Raw genomic sequence first — 13737 nt, 5'->3', positions numbered from 1 at the left:
CAGGAATTTCATTTTACTTAATACCGTACTTCTCCAGAATCTTCTCAAAAGTACCGTTAGATTTAATCTCTGCCAATCCTTTATTAAAGGCTTCAATATACTCAGCGTTATTCGGATTGGCTAATCCCGATGTCACATGCAAAGGGTTCACAGAAAGGGCATTACTTGTAAACTCAAAATCGTCTAGGTTCAAGCCAGCCCCAGACAACGTAGACTTAGCCACGAGTTCATCTTCCAGAGTCAGATCGATTCGTTTCGCCATCAGTTTTTTAGCATTGGCAACCAAATCGTTCGCCTCCGGTTTTTTGAAATTAGAAGCATTTAAAAAGTCATCACCATAGCCGTAATTGCGAATAATACCCACGGTTTTACCTGACAAGCTATCCATGCCATTGTATTCAAACCCATCCCCTTTGCGTTTAATGAATTTTAACGAATTCTCTAAGTAAGGATCGCTGTAGTTCAGGTAAGACGTCCTTTCATTGGTAAACCAAGTCGCCACTAGGACATCGATACGTCCATCTTTCACTTCATTCAATGCCCGAGTCCAAGGCATAATTTTGAAATCAACCTCATGCCCTTGGGATTTGAAAGCTTCGGTAATGATTTCAACTGACACCCCAGGATTCGCACTGTCTTTTTGCACAAATGGTGCCCAAGGATCCTGTGCTGCCGTGATGGTTGCAGTATAACCAGTGATTGAAAATAGGGCTGTGAAAGCCAGTAATACGAAATTTCTCATAACATATCCTCTATGAAATAACCTAAGTGCGGAATTTCGCCATATGGCTGGCGATACTCTGGCTTAAGCTCAAGACTTCTTCTGTTCTTTGGGCATTTTGAGTCGCACCTGAAGAAACCTCATTTGTCGCTTCCGATGCTTCTACAATTGCCTGACTGATTTCCTCAACGGCCATCCTTTGCTCATCCGTCGCTTGAGAAATTTGGCCACTGCGATCGGAAATAATCGTAATCAAGCTCTGAACTTCTCCAACCGAAGATTGCGAATCACTGACTCTAGCCGCGGTTGATTCAAGTAAGGTGGCAATACGAGTCAACTCATCCTCAACTGACTTGGTGGCCACCCCCAGCGCAGCAATATTTTTTTGGATTTGCTCCGTGGATTCACTGGTTTTCACAGCTAAATTACGCACTTCATCAGCCACCACCGCAAAACCTCGCCCTTGTTCACCAGCACGCGCTGCCTCAATCGCGGCATTCAGTGCTAACAAATTGGTTTGCTCAGAAATATCATTAATGACGTTTAACACCGTGGTAATCTTCTCGCCCTCTTCAATCAAGATGTGCATCTCTGCATTCACATGATTCATTTCTTCACGCATGTTAATGATGTCACTGGCAGAGCTTTCAATTGCCTCGTTGACATTGGAGGCCAAGCTTGTTGCTGTTTGGGCTTGTTGCGCAGTTTCTGAGGCGGTGTCTGCGACTGTTGCGACTGACTGATTAAGCTCAGTGGCCGCAGCTGCTACGGTCGTAAGCTGATGTTTCTGTGATTCGAGCTTTTCTGCGTTCGTTCTTGCCGTTGCCCCATTCGCCAACGCTTTTTCACCCAAGGCTTCAGAAGATTGATTAACATCTTGGACAATAACTCTTAAAGACTCAGTGAAACTATTGATCCCATTGGTGATTTCATCAAACTCACGATATTTAGCCGAAGCCAGTTTATTGGTTAAATCACCATCCCCTGACGCTAAGTCTTTAATAACATCTGTCAATTGAGAAATGGGCCTTAGTACCGTCATTGTCAGAGCCAGAATGATGACAATGGAAATAATAATATCGAGAATGATCAACTCAATTATGTTGGTTCGTAGCGAGTCAGCCAATTTGGCATCCATCGCATGAGTATCGAAGTAAACAACCACCTTACCGACCTTGTTTTCTTCACCATAGTCTATGAAGGTCAGCTCGGTTGATTGGCTGTTTTCCGGTGTGTACGCTTGCTTATCTGTGACATCCACAAGCTCTTTTTCGTCTCCTTCACCTTGTTTTGTTAGGAATAATAATTCGCTGTCCTGAGCATCAATTAATTGTATGGCTGAAATTTCAGGCAGATCCAGTTCTGCCGACATCGCCACCTTTGCCGTGTCCAAGTCAAAATCCCAAACCGCTTTAGGCAAGCTAATCGACATCCTTTGGCTGGTATTTTGCACATTAACCAGCAACTCTTGATGTAAATTTTCTTTGAAATTCTGATACTTAATAAATGCTGAGACCAGTAACACCAGTGTCAATGCTACGATGACCTGGACTAGAAATACCACCTTTAACCTTTTCAAAACTTGCCCCTTATGATTTTCGGCAGTTATCTAAAAAAGTAGTAAGTGATTAATCAATTATCAAATTTAACAATAAAGGGGTTTGAGCACCAATGGAACAGAAAACAACGTTAAGAGGGTTAAGTGTTTGTATTAAAATAAAAAAAAGCGCCACTGAATACAAATGGCGCTTATATCGATACTCTTTCACAACCAGTTATTATTGCTTTCAGCGATTACCTGTCAGGAGGAATACTCACTGAATCCAAAAATCAGCTTACTCTTCCATGCTGCTGTGTGTTTTATCGCCTTCAAATGACACCAGCCGAATCGCTAGTTGTGCGCCAAAGCAGCGTAAGTACAACTCTGGCTCTTTCGCACTATGAGCTTGCTTCCCCAGCGTTTCGAGTAAATCAGCCATAAAGTTTTTCACTGGCTGCTCAGCTTCTGCTAAACGTTGTTCCAAAATGCTGTTCTTTATATTCATTTTTACCTAGCCATTTATCGTTTTCTCCATCATTTATAAGCCTCCATTTCAACTAAAGAGGCTAAAATAATGGACATCATCAAAACTGTTTTAAATGGCAAGCACTATCGCTACTCCTATCAATATTGTGATGACTCTGAGCAATATATTGTTTTTTTACTCGGGGCCTTACAGGATATTGAAAGCGTACACTCGTTCTCAACACAGTTTGCCACCAAGATGAACTGTATCACCATCGAAATACCGGGTACTGGGCACACAGAAAATCTTGAGTCAACCGTTAGTATCAGAGATCAAGCGATAATGTTGCGCGATTTTATTCGTTATTTAGGGGTGGAAGCAGCCCATATTATCGGCTTCTCTTACGCGACCGCTGTGGCCGTAGAGCTTTGCGATATCTGGCCTAATGTACAATCCATGTCCATTTGTGGCGGAGTTCCAGGGATCCCTTCTTCTGGCCGATTAGCAACCAAGAAAATGATTGCGGCAGCCATGGTAAGTCCAAGCGCTTTTGCACAATCTTTTACGGAATCATTGACCGTCCTCGATGACAATATCCCTAAAAATAAGGCCATCATTAGAGCAACCGTGCGAAATATTAAGGCGATGCCTCAAGAGCGCATTGACGTGTTTTTTGAAAACTCAGTTCGGCTTCTCGTGCACACGCCAAGTCACATTGATCGTATCACCGCCCCTTGTACCATCTGTGTTGGGGAGTTTGATCCCTATGTCACGAAAGAAACCGCTGAAATGTTTGCCCAACAGCTTCCAAACAGCCACTTAGTGGTGATCAAAAATGCAGACCACCTTGTGCATCTACAGCATCCTGAAACCGTGGTTAGAGCGATGCTTGCTCAGGCAGAGGCTCAGCTGCTCTTGCAAAAACAACTGGCAACCATTACCTAAATAACTGTTTTACATTGTTGTGTGGTAGCTAGGTACAATCAACCCAAGATAATGCGTATTTTGGGTTGATTATTTTCACTTTCAGTCTTAACGCCTAAGTTTCTAGGTATATTTTTGACAGACTCATCAGTATGTCGACCGCGTGTTTTTTATGCTGGGCTTTCACTAGACTTAAAGCTTTAGTCGTCAGTGAGTCTCTGACATGCTGGAACTGACGTAATTGGTGAAATTGAGGAAATTGGTTCATTTCGCTTGTGAAGTTTACATGAGAATCTAGCTGGAAACCTAACTTAGCTCTAAAGCCTACGGACACTGAAAAGTCTCTTGTTTTATTGACATCTTCCAGAAGGCTATACTGGTATATTGATAAACCCAACACACGAGCTATAACCTCTATTGGGATCTGATACTTTTTCCTAAAATGCTTTACGGTGATTGCCGCTGAACGATAGTAATCAATAGCAAAAGCACTCATATCCAATACATCCGGAGGAAGGAGTTGCTCATAACACGTCGGTAACGGGGTGCTAGAAAGTAGCCGCTCTCGGTAGTCTTGAAAATGCTGTTTACCTCCCTCATCCATGAGTTGTAAGACCATCTCAATATACAGTTCAAATTGTTTTGTCGGTAAACGTCCAATGCAATACAACGCCTTGACAGCATAGCTATCCATGCCACGATAATGTTCCTTTACTTTGAGTGCGTAATAGAAACTGGTCATAGGTACCATCATAACCCAAGACATCGCTGCGACCATATGAAGAGGGCGGATGGACGCGTAGCTTTGCTGCATATACCGCTTGAGTGTCGACCCTTTGAGACCACTCACTTTTCGTTCCAAATCATCAAAAGATAACCCTTGTGCTCGGCGAACAAAGGAAAGTGAAACCGCCATGTCTGTATCAATCGAGGCGAGCCGTGCGTCCAACATTTGGATACGACTTTCAGGAACATTAGCAATAGCATCGGTCAAAGGCTTAACCATAGTACCCTCAAAGAGCAATGACTCTTAGATAAAAGGTGGAATATTCGGTAAACAAGCACGAGCAAAGTCTTATGGTTTGAGCACAGATGGAAAAGAGACAACTTTCATAAAGCTAAGTGCTTGTTTCTATGTTTTAAATAATTTTAAATCATTTAATGAATGACCATTGCGGTTATTGTTCCTTAGCTGAATCGCAATCGTTGCTATCAAGAACATACTTAGACATCAAATTATTTTTGTAGCCCATACTTGCGCTACACTCCATCATGCTGTGTGGTTTTATCAATATAAAAAAGGTGGCGTGATTAACAGCAAGACCTACTATCGCACCTAGAATAAACATAGACTTAGCTAAGCTCCTAGGGAAGGTTTTAGGTCTAAGTAAGACAACCTCAGTGAATCGGTGGCTTAAAACGACCAAAAATCCTGAAAAACCAGCAAAAATCACTGAGGTCAGATAGCCAATAGGTTCATAGAGAACGAAGTTTACGTCCGATACAAAAGGCTTAAGGAACCAAAAACACAACCACCCATATCCTAGCAATATCGATAATGAACATATTCCCCAGACCAGCCTATAGGTCATTTCGATAACTCCCATACTTTTTGGATAAGTTTCTTCTCAAAGTCGGTAATTTTATCAGCAGTCCAAATCACAGCATTGCTGACAACAAGGGTTATACCTGAATACATAGCTGTAGAAACGAGTACGGGGAAAAGCGCACCCGCTCCCAAGGCTAAACCAGAAGCAAGCAAAATTTGCATCAGAATTTTTGCTTCATCGACTGCAAGTGCGCTCAACGTATACTCATCATTCAGTATATATTGAAGGACATTAATTGCTGATCCTACAAGGATCTCTAAAGGCGCTGAAACTTTTACATATTTTGCCATCGATTTGGTTGAATCCAGCGCTCCAAGACCTAACTTGACAACTTGTGCGTTGGTGGTCCTGAATACATTACCGTGCAGTAGAGTTTGACTCCATTTGTCGTAATTCTTGAGCACAAGATATTCTACGCCGTCAATTTTTCTCACAAAAGCGCTAACCCCTACACCACCTAGTGCTTTTGCTGTTTCACGAGCATCATATAGACCTGTCGCCGTGCTCTTAAAGTTCCTAACATAGTCAAAAGTATCAAAGAATGCTGCCCACTCATCTGGTGTAAGTACCGCAAACTTTATTACGTCTTGTGTATAGATAACTTTCAGATCTTTTTTCCCTTTTGTGGCTAAGGGATTGTATGGTGGCCAGTACATACGACCCGGATTAAGTACAGGTACGTTATTTGAGACAGTGCGGTCTTCCATGATATTGACCGCAGAATCTGATAGCTTTAATTCATGATACGTTCCCCAAACGTCCCCGAGCAGATGCACATCCATCAGTGACTCAATCGGAGATGGCACTTCTGGTACTTTCGTAGCTGCTTGACACATTTGCTCACTAGCTTGCAGCTCATCATCTTCGTTTGCTTCAGAAGCAGGTTGCCGTGGTAAGAGAGACTTCTTTCTTTCCCCAACAATACGAGCTAGGTCCAGAGTTAGCGCATGCTCATTAAGCCAACTTGGGTTGATATTCGCCAGCGTCTCTGCTGTGAGTTTTTCCTTTCGGTATAGAAGGTGCTGTGGAGACACGTCCTGTCCTTCGACTTGGTAAGGTAGCAAGATGGATGGGTAGTGATGTTCCGAGATCAGTTCATCGGTCAAGAATCCATGAGTTGAGCGAGTCAGTTGCAATGTCCAACGACCATTGCCAACCACTTTATACTCCTTGACTAAACGGTGTTCGACAAAGTGATAGAAATACCCTTTTGTTGCCCAAGCCAGTCGTGTCTCTTGAGGTTGAATAGCCAGTTTAACAGGAACAAATTCGGCATTGACTTGTTCAGACGATAATGAAGTGGAAGTGATGGTGTACGAAGTCGGGTGACCCGCTTGATGAAAAGCATCATGGTAAAGCGTTTTCTCTTCCTCTTCAAAACAGAAAGCGGTCAGCAACGTTGTACCGTCATCCGCCGATATCGAAGTCCATTGAGTGATAGATTTGTCTGCCTGGGTTTTTCCAAGAGTCCAGACACCTACGGTCAAAGCATTCAGGTCTTTTTTCTCACAATGTATCTTGATTCGACACTGACATTCGAGTGGGGGTTCTGGTGTCTCGGGGGTGGAGTCGTAAAGAGAGGACGACGTTTTAGGGCTTTCAAAAGCACCTTCGACAGGTTTGTAGCCAGCTTGAGTCGCTCTCTTTAACGGTTTGAAATCCAATAGTGCCATGACGTTATTAATCTTTATTCATATTCTTAAGTGTGCATATGGTAAACGAAAACTATTTTATTGGCGAGGTAGAGAGTCGGTGGCGTTGCTGGAAAACTGTTTCCTTACTTTAGCAATAGTAGAACGGCTACAACCCAGTAGTGTTTGAATCTTTGACCAACTTTTCCCTTCATCCAAAAGAAGCGCAATATTTTCTCTGAGCTGGTAATCGGGTTGTCTTCCTTGATATTTCCCTAAGGCTTTCGCTTTTTCTATCCCTTGGGCCTGACGTTTTCTTCGAGTTTCATAATCATCTCTTGCCATTGCCGCGGCTAAGTCAATCATAAATTCAGTCAGCACTTTTGAGATCATTGAATGCTCAGCTGTGCCATCCAATACTGCGTGAGTCATGGGTTGATCGAGTACGACGATGTGAATACCGGCATTCACTAACTGATGCTTGAGCACCTTCCACTGCTCATAAGGTAGTCTTGATAGTCTATCTACCTTTTCGATAAGCAAGATATCTTTTTGGTGTGAATCCTTAATTAAGCGTGATAATTCTGCTCTATCTAATTTAGAACCAGATTGTGTTTCAACATAGAAACTCGCTATTCGTACACCTTTTTGCTTAGCAAACTGTGTAAGCTCTAACTTAGAGCGAAAAGCATCCTGTTCATCAGTTGATGCTCTTAGGTAAGCTCTTATGAACATAATTTAGCCTGCCAGTTCGTTTTGGGTAGAGTTCCCTATAGTAGTTCACGTAGGGTAGGATTTCTATAAAAGCGAACCAATTTATCTAATTTTATATCCAGTACTCATAGAGTATACCCAATTTAAACCAAGAGATATTCGTATTGATCTAGGTTTTCGCAAATGGTAAATTTAACGTAAGTTGTGTATTTTACGTAAGGTTTTATTATGGAGTTCAGAAATCCCGTTGCAGCAACTGAAGCGAATGCGTCTTCACTTAATTACTTAACGAAAAGTCTCTCTGATCCCGCAAAAGGTGTGGCCGAGTTCAGTCGATTAGTAAAAGAGTTAGGCCACTCAGTCGATGGCTATCCCGATTGGCATCCAATTTTAACCACTCCAGACAGAAAGCATGTGCATGGAGGGACTCTACAGACACTATACAAAGGACTCAATCACACAAGAATGTTTGTTAGAGGCTTTGTGACGTGCCCTTACGATGAAAACGGTGCTAATGCTCTTGTTGAGTATGCTAATGCGCTACCTTATATTCATGCTTATCGTCTTAATACGCCGTTGTACTCAGATACGGCTTATCCTGTTGTTGTTGAGGCCACGCAAGTTGAACTCGAAGCGGATGGGACAATCCGCAGCCGTGATGCATTAGCTTGGTACGTACAAGATATTGTCAAGCATGCACGTTATGCTGAGGTGGCTGAAACATGGTGGAATATGAGAAGCTGCATTTTGGGTACTCCACATGGCTCTCGTTCATCGCTGTTCGTGAATCAATACACCGGTGGGCACATGAGAAAAATCCTCGATGCTTTAAACAATAGTGGGATGTATGGACCAATTAAAGAATGGTCTTTAGATATGCTATCTCAGAAAAAGCGAGATAAAATTGGTCAAACGCTAATTCGTACTGCGGTTAAAAATTACCAGCCTAGCAATGAACAGTTTGAGTTCGAGCTTCACGGAGAAATTTGTAAAGCAACAATCAGAGATACTTGGGATGACGGTACTGAGCTTTCTGTTAAAGTGCAAATCGGTGATATTGGTGATACCGACTTATCCGTGACAGGCTTCTATTATCCAGAGCAGGACTTGTTAGAATCTTCGGATCCGAAGGGCAAACGTGCTGTTGCAGAAAAATTTTTGTGACCCAATATAAGGAGGGTGATGGAAATGCCTAAACTTCCACATGAACTCACTGACGATGAGTTGGCATCAATGTACGGTGAAGCTCAAGAAAATAGCTGGCAACGCAACAAAATGGAAGGTGAATTTCTTCGTCGGCAGTTATTGATGAGGCNCCACATGAACTCACTGACGATGAGTTGGCATCAATGTACGGTGAAGCTCAAGAAAATAGCTGGCAACGCAACAAAATGGAAGGTGAATTTCTTCGTCGGCAGTTATTGATGAGGCGTGAAGAGCTAAAATGGATCCGTACCACAGCAATAACCGCTATCGTATCTTTGATGGTTCTTGGTGTATGTGCGATTGTTGGTGTTGCTATTGATCTGATCCCGTGATGACATTGATTTACACCGGATGAATTAGAATGTGGGCTTGACTGGTGATTACATTCCACTCTTTCATCTCCGCGATAAAGCATCCGTGTGAGTTGATCACGGTTACGAGCTCAGGCGCTCTTTCTGACTCAATCAATAAAGAAAGGGGAGCGATTTGGTTATTGTCAGCATCAAACCCAAGCTCTATATGTTCTTCCAGCATATAGAGCACGCCCTTTTCNTAATGCGTGGGTCACCGTAGAGTGTAAACAGCGATAATAATCAAAGTCTTTTCTAATTTGCATAACAACAGACAGATAAGTCAGAACCTTCAACTGATATAGAATGACTAATACCACATCACCATGCTTAGTGAACGTTGTATCTCAACTCGTGAATTACTACAGAACTCTTTTAGTATCAGCAATATAGGTCTATATCGACGGAACAAATAGCTTAATAATCAGTCAAAGTTTACCATCTTTCCACTATTCAAGAAATGCCTTCATGCCCGTAGAATTCCTGACAAAAGAGCAAAAGCAACAATACGGTTCTTTTACCGACATCCCCAATGAATTACAGCTTACCCGATACTTTCATCTGGATGAATTTGATTTAGCATTGATCAATAAGCATCGAGGGAAGCACAATCGCCTCGGCTTTGCCTTACAACTGACTTGCGTACGTTTTCTCGGAACTTTCTTTATGGAGTTCGACCGTATTCCTGAAGATGTCTTGCTCTTTGTTGCTGCTCAATTGAACATCAAAAACATTGAAGTTATGAATCGGTATTCTTTGAGAAAGAATACGTTATGGGAGCATCATCGGGAAATCAAACAAGCTTATGGCTATCAAGAGCTTCATGACGCCCATATGGGATTTCGCCTTATTCGGCAAATGTACAGTCGGACTTGGGTGTCTAACGAACGTCCAAGTGCGTTATTTGACTTTGCCACTTCGTGGTTGATAGACAATAAGGTCTTGCTACCTGGAGTAACCGTCCTCATTCGTCTCGTCGCGGAAGTCAGAGAGCGAGCAGATAAAAGATTATGGCGAAGATTGGCGTCGATAGTTACAGAAGAACAAGCAAGAGAGTTATACACGTTACTGGAAATTGAACATGACGGTGGAAAGCAGTCTCGTTTAGAACGTTTAAGGAAAGGGCCGACGACTGTGAGTGGACCAGCGTTTGTGTCTGCTATCCGCCGCTATGAACACGTTCTCAGTTACCCAATACCGAAAGCTGCATTTGAAGCGTTGCCAGAGGCTCGTATTCAATCCATTGCCCGTTATGCCGTCACGGCTTCTGTTCATCGTTTAGCTCGAATGCCTGAAGACAAAAAGTTATCCCTATTACTGGCATTTATCCATACACATCGACTGACGACACTGGATGATGCCATTGATATTCTCGATATGCTGATCACCCAAATGAGTACGCTTGCAAAAAATATCGGACAAAAAAAGCGTTTGCGTACACTCAAAGATCTCGATAGATCAGCGCTTTTACTTTCTCAAGTATGCAGTTTACTCATCGATGATGACATCAAAGATGAGCACCTACGTGAGACCATCTTCCAACGTTTTTCTAAACAACAAGTGAGTCATTCACTGAATGCCGTCAAAGAGTTAGTGAGGCCTGCTAATGCGCCGTACCATCAAGAGCTGGTTGAGCAGTATGGTCGTGTACGACTCTTTTTACCCACCTTACTCAATAAAGTACCTTTCAAAGCTTCTCCTGCTGGAGAGCCCTTGCTAAATGCCTACAATTATTTGAAAGAAGGCGGGATCAGCCATAAGCGTATTTTGAAAGACGCGCCTACTGAGATTGTGAAGCCGACATGGAAACACTTAGTGTTTCAAGAGGATGGCCAGATCTCCAAGCAAGGCTATTGCTTGTGTTTTCTTTCACAGCTTCAAGATGGGCTACGTCGACGAAACCTGTTTTTGGAAGACAGTAATAATTGGTCAGATCCACGCTCTAAGTTGCTGTCAAAAGAAGCATGGAAACAGACTCGTCATCATGTTTGCCGCTCCCTAAGCTATCCAGTAGAACCACAAAAAGCATTAGAACAATTAAAAACCCGACTCGACGAAACCTTTCATCTCGTCGCTTCGCGCTTTGATGAGAACAGTCAAGTCTCTGTAGAAACAAAGGATAATAAACCTCGTTTAAATATTTCAGCACTGGAGCCAGATAAAGAGCCAGCCTCCACAGTGGAGTTGAGACAACAACTGACTCAATTGCTCCCCAAAGTGGATTTAACGGAACTCTTGGTTGAAATCAACGCCATTACGGGGTTTACCGAAGAATTTACCCATGTCAGTGAGTCCAAGGCGAGAGCAAAAGATATTGATATCAGTATTTGTGCAGTGTTGATGTCTGAAGCATGCAATATTGGACTGGAACCATTAATTAAACCTCATATACCGGCATTAAGTCGCTCAAGGCTTCAGTGGGTGAAACAAAACTATTTGCGCTCAGAAACCTTAATTAAAGCCAATGCGCGCTTAGTGGAGCATCAAAGCAAACTGTCCATCGCGCAAATATGGGGCGGTGGTGAAGTGGCCTCTGCCGATGGAATGCGATTTGTCACACCAGTACGTACTGTCAATTCTGGGCCTAATAAAAAGTACTTTGGCGGTTATCGAGGCATTACTTGGTATAACTTCATGTCAAATCAATACAGTGGCTTTCACGATATTACCGTAACTGGTACCTTGCGAGATTCCTTGTTTGTTTTAGAAGGGTTACTCGAACAAGAGACCTCACTAGCCCCTGTGGAGCTAATGACTGACACAGCCGGTTCTAGCGATCTGATTTTTGGGTTATTTGCCTTGCTAGGCTATCAATTTTCTCCTCGATTAGCTGACGCTGGGTCATCGAGTTTGTGGCGGTTTGATAAACATGCCGATTATGGGCCGCTGAACGACGTTTCCACCAATATCTTAAAGCCTGAACGCATTACTGTTGAATGGGATGAGATGATGCGAACGGCAGGCTCTCTCACGTTAGGCAAGGTCAAAGCTTCTGAGTTAGTCCGGTCATTATTAAAAAGTGACAAACCTTCAGGGCTTACACAAGGCATCATCGAACTTGGAAAGGCCAATAAGACACTGTATTTACTCAAATACCTTGATGATGAAGATTATCGTCGCCGGATCCTTACCCAACTCAATAGAGGGGAAAGCCGCCATGCTGTCGCAAGAAATATTTGCCATGGCAAACGTGGTGAAATTCGTAAGAAATACAGAGAAGGTCAGGAAGATCAGTTAAGTGCACTTGGGTTAGTCACCAATGCTGTCATCTTATGGAACTCGATTTATTTACAAGAAGCTGTGGCTCACGTCAGCAAGCATGAAAGCATCAACAATGAAGATATTGCACGTATATCACCTCTGATGACTCGACATATTAATATGCTGGGTCAGTATTCATTCAACGTTTCACCAAGCATCCTACAGGGGGAACTGAGGCCGCTTTACCAAGGTGAGGGTTGAACAAGCTGGGATCCTGATATCCAACAGCGGCTGTTTTTACATTGCTTCATCGTTATGCTTACTTTAAAATGCGTGAAGGGATTATTGCGCCCTGTTAGCCGCCCTTGGCAAAGATCGCTTCAGATCAGCAAATTAACCTTCACTTTTTCACACAACCTCCTTAGGCGTGTGTAGGCGGCTACATACAATGCCCTATAGGGAGAATTGTGCATGTTAAAATCCGATCATTTTGAACACCTCATCTTTCCGTCTGGGCGAACTGTGCGTGCCTGTAAGGCTGATGCTAAAAAGCTGAGAGCTTCAGCTAAAATTAATGGTGAACGGCTCAGTCATGCTAGAGCACTCGACTTTGTTTCAGCTCAAAATGGCTTGAAAATGAGTTGGCATCAAGCCATTGAGTTACTCAAAAAGCAGTCACTGAATTCAGTTCACGTTGAACCAAAAACGCTCTATTCCCCTTGTCGCTCAGTGAGTTCAACGGTAATTACTGACGTACAAACGTCGAGTAGTGATGAAAGTATCGCTGAGTATATAAAAGGTATGCCATCACTAGAGCTGCCACCACATTTTGAAAAACTACTCAAACAGCCTTTTGATTTGCAAGGTGTCGATTTTGAAATTCAGTATGGGATCCGTAATGAACAAGGGCATCTCTACAGAATCATCCTCATTACCTCTCCAAGCCAGCATGTATTGATGATGAAAAAGCTTGAAGAGCTAGGGTTTTATAATGTATCGACCATTAACCACAAGCAGAGGGAAAAGGGTTGTCACTTAGTCTATGCTATTGATGGAGCCCTTCCTTTACCATCAAAACTCGCCACGAGTGACACTCAGGTGTTAACCAAGAAACTCATGAAAGAACTCGTCGACTGGTTTTTTTATCTAGATAGTGACCCAGCGATTGAAAGCAACGAGGATTTCTTTGCATTGAGAGAACATAGACCAAATTGGTCTTTTGATATGTGTGCGGTCTATTGGAAATTTGCGGTAGAGCTTACAAATCGCCCTTTTACAGACCAGCCAAGTAGTGAGGCAGAGTCAATCGTCCGACATGTCACTAGATGTGCTTACACAAAATTCCAGTCAGAGCACGACAGATTGTATTAGCTG

At 42.8% G+C, this 13737-nt stretch carries 10 protein-coding genes and 1 pseudogene; 4 read left to right on the top strand and 7 right to left on the bottom strand.

Translation table 11 applies throughout. The features are described 5' to 3' along the window. Positions 1 to 13 precede the first annotated feature (13 nt). The 3 genes from L1D15_RS00185 to L1D15_RS00175 all read right to left on the bottom strand — a co-directional run bounded on the left by L1D15_RS00185 (position 14) and on the right by L1D15_RS00175 (position 2745). Positions 14 to 742, bottom strand: coding sequence for a transporter substrate-binding domain-containing protein (locus L1D15_RS00185; RefSeq protein WP_239874260.1), 729 nt, complete (start codon positions 740 to 742; stop codon positions 14 to 16). Positions 743 to 764: 22 nt separating this feature from the next. After that, a complete protein-coding gene (locus L1D15_RS00180) occupies positions 765 to 2300 on the bottom strand; it encodes a methyl-accepting chemotaxis protein (protein WP_239874259.1) in 1536 nt (511 codons plus the stop codon). A gap of 256 nt (positions 2301 to 2556) precedes the next feature. Further along, positions 2557 to 2745, bottom strand: coding sequence for a hypothetical protein (locus tag L1D15_RS00175; RefSeq protein ID WP_239874258.1), 189 nt, complete (start codon positions 2743 to 2745; stop codon positions 2557 to 2559). A 90-nt stretch (positions 2746 to 2835) separates the two neighbouring features. On the opposite strand from L1D15_RS00175, the gene L1D15_RS00170 reads away from it, so the two are divergent. After that, entirely contained in the window at positions 2836 to 3672 is an 837-nt protein-coding gene (locus tag L1D15_RS00170; protein ID WP_239874257.1) for an alpha/beta hydrolase, read from the top strand. 94 nt (positions 3673 to 3766) lie between these two features. Here L1D15_RS00170 and L1D15_RS00165 read toward each other — a convergent pair whose 3' ends face one another. The 3 genes from L1D15_RS00165 to L1D15_RS00155 form a co-directional block, all read right to left on the bottom strand. Further along, complete coding sequence (locus L1D15_RS00165; protein WP_239874256.1) at positions 3767 to 4657, bottom strand: hypothetical protein; 891 nt, start codon at positions 4655 to 4657, stop codon at positions 3767 to 3769. A 582-nt stretch (positions 4658 to 5239) separates the two neighbouring features. Further along, positions 5240 to 6934 (bottom strand): hypothetical protein, encoded by a 1695-nt coding sequence (locus tag L1D15_RS00160; protein WP_239874255.1) that lies wholly within the window; start codon positions 6932 to 6934, stop codon positions 5240 to 5242. 57 nt (positions 6935 to 6991) lie between these two features. Continuing rightward, positions 6992 to 7627 (bottom strand): recombinase family protein, encoded by a 636-nt coding sequence (locus tag L1D15_RS00155; protein WP_239874254.1) that lies wholly within the window; start codon positions 7625 to 7627, stop codon positions 6992 to 6994. A gap of 207 nt (positions 7628 to 7834) precedes the next feature. Between L1D15_RS00155 and L1D15_RS00150 the strand changes: the two genes are divergently transcribed. Beyond that, positions 7835 to 8770 (top strand): hypothetical protein, encoded by a 936-nt coding sequence (locus tag L1D15_RS00150; RefSeq protein WP_239874253.1) that lies wholly within the window; start codon positions 7835 to 7837, stop codon positions 8768 to 8770. A gap of 384 nt (positions 8771 to 9154) precedes the next feature. On the opposite strand, the pseudogene L1D15_RS00145 reads toward L1D15_RS00150, so the two are convergent. Further along, positions 9155 to 9364, bottom strand: a pseudogene (locus L1D15_RS00145) (DUF2913 family protein); the annotation flags it as partial. A 266-nt stretch (positions 9365 to 9630) separates the two neighbouring features. Between L1D15_RS00145 and L1D15_RS00140 the strand changes: the two are divergent. Both L1D15_RS00140 and L1D15_RS00135 read left to right on the top strand, forming a co-directional pair. Then, positions 9631 to 12624, top strand: coding sequence for a Tn3 family transposase (locus L1D15_RS00140; RefSeq protein ID WP_239874252.1), 2994 nt, complete (start codon positions 9631 to 9633; stop codon positions 12622 to 12624). A gap of 210 nt (positions 12625 to 12834) precedes the next feature. Then, the gene (locus L1D15_RS00135; RefSeq protein WP_239874251.1) at positions 12835 to 13734 is read left to right on the top strand and encodes a glyoxalase superfamily protein; all 900 of its coding nucleotides are present in this window, start codon (positions 12835 to 12837) and stop codon (positions 13732 to 13734) included. Positions 13735 to 13737 lie beyond the last annotated feature (3 nt).

The organism is Vibrio sp. Isolate25 (genome assembly GCF_022398025.1).
GTDB lineage: Bacteria > Pseudomonadota > Gammaproteobacteria > Enterobacterales > Vibrionaceae > Vibrio > Vibrio coralliilyticus_A.
Note: the sequence above shows the minus strand (reverse complement) of the source record. Positions and strands in the feature narration are given on the sequence as shown.